The organism is Gammaproteobacteria bacterium, from assembly GCA_003696665.1.
In the GTDB taxonomy this organism is placed as follows: Bacteria; Pseudomonadota; Gammaproteobacteria; order Enterobacterales.
On sequence record RFGJ01000369.1, the window covers coordinates 1 to 1199 of the forward strand.

Genomic DNA, 1199 nt, shown 5'->3' on the forward strand with positions numbered 1-1199 from the left:
CTCGCGGGAGAGCCATGAGGCGACGAAGCGGCGAATGCCTTTCGGGGTCTTTCGCTTGGACGGGTTGGCGTCGAGCCACAGACGCATCTTCCGCAACTCGGCCAGAACGTCTACGCCGGGAACGGCAGCCCGCCACTCGGTCAGATCGTCGTTGGTGACGAGGTAATCGTTTCCGTTTTTGAGAGGAAGAGCGATTTTTTCCGTCGGCGCGGAAATTCGTTCCGCACATACGGTTTTATCTCTTCTGTTCTGTTCTCTTCTATTCTCTTCTATTCTAGGGGTACTCTGTGCGCACATCTGGCGACCCTGGGCGGAGCGTGTGAACACACCGTGCTCACAAGATGCGTAGTTTGTGTGCTGGTTGCCCCCAGTCTGGCCCTGGTTTGTTTTGCCGAGGAACCGGCTGGTATACCTGTCCGCACGGCTGGCCATTTTAGGGCAAGCGTACCTGCTTCCTGCCTTTTCAAGCAGAACGATTTGGGCCATATATTCAAGAGCTTCCACAACACGGCTCTCGCCCATACCGAGGTCGGCGGCTATCAGCTCTTCGTCATCTTCAAGCTCAAACCCAGTATCATTGACGTCGACATGCGCAGCGATCCTTTCGAGGATATACCAATAGAGGCCGTATCCTTCTGCGCCGAATTTCATCCTCAGCTTTCTGAGTTTCGGGTCGGTTGCTGCGAAGGAATCGTGCTTGAACCATTTCATTCGAGCCTCCTGTCCAGATAGCCGAGTTGTTCCAGTGTGTCTGCAACCTCACCGGCATCCTTGCAACCTGTGGTGTGCCAGTTTCGGTTTGCGAGCTCCCCAAGCCAATCCTTCTGCTCATCGCTGAGCCGGCCCCCTTTTACCCGTTTCAATTCGATCACCGTTCCGACCTTGCCGCAGCAGACGGAAACAAGCAAGTGAGGGGCGCCCTTCTTGACGCCCTGCACCTCGCCCCCCCCCTTCAGCCCAGTGTGACGTCCCCATTAGTGACGTGGCATCAGCCCAGGCCGAAGTTATCGAGCAGCCGGGGGAGGCGGTGCGATACTCCTGTTGCTCGGTAGGGCATGCAGGTGCTTCCATGACCATACCTCCGCGGCCAATCACGACCTTCAGGGAAGTTCGCAAGAACTATCTCAAACCGCATAACTAAGTTCTTGCACTAGATACTTTATAGAAAACATCTTTCCCTTTACTTTACATCTTTTATA

At 54.9% G+C, this 1199-nt stretch carries 2 protein-coding genes; both read right to left on the reverse strand.

What is annotated here, in order from left to right; genetic code table 11:
• On the reverse strand, positions 1-711 hold a 711-nt coding region (locus tag D6694_09560; GenBank protein RMH40934.1), incomplete at its 3' end, for a DUF4373 domain-containing protein.
• Positions 708-956 carry a hypothetical protein gene (locus D6694_09565; protein ID RMH40933.1) on the reverse strand — a complete coding sequence of 83 codons (249 nt, stop codon included), beginning with the start codon at positions 954-956 and terminating at the stop codon, positions 708-710. The genes D6694_09560 and D6694_09565, both read right to left, overlap by 4 nt.
• Positions 957-1199 lie beyond the last annotated feature (243 nt).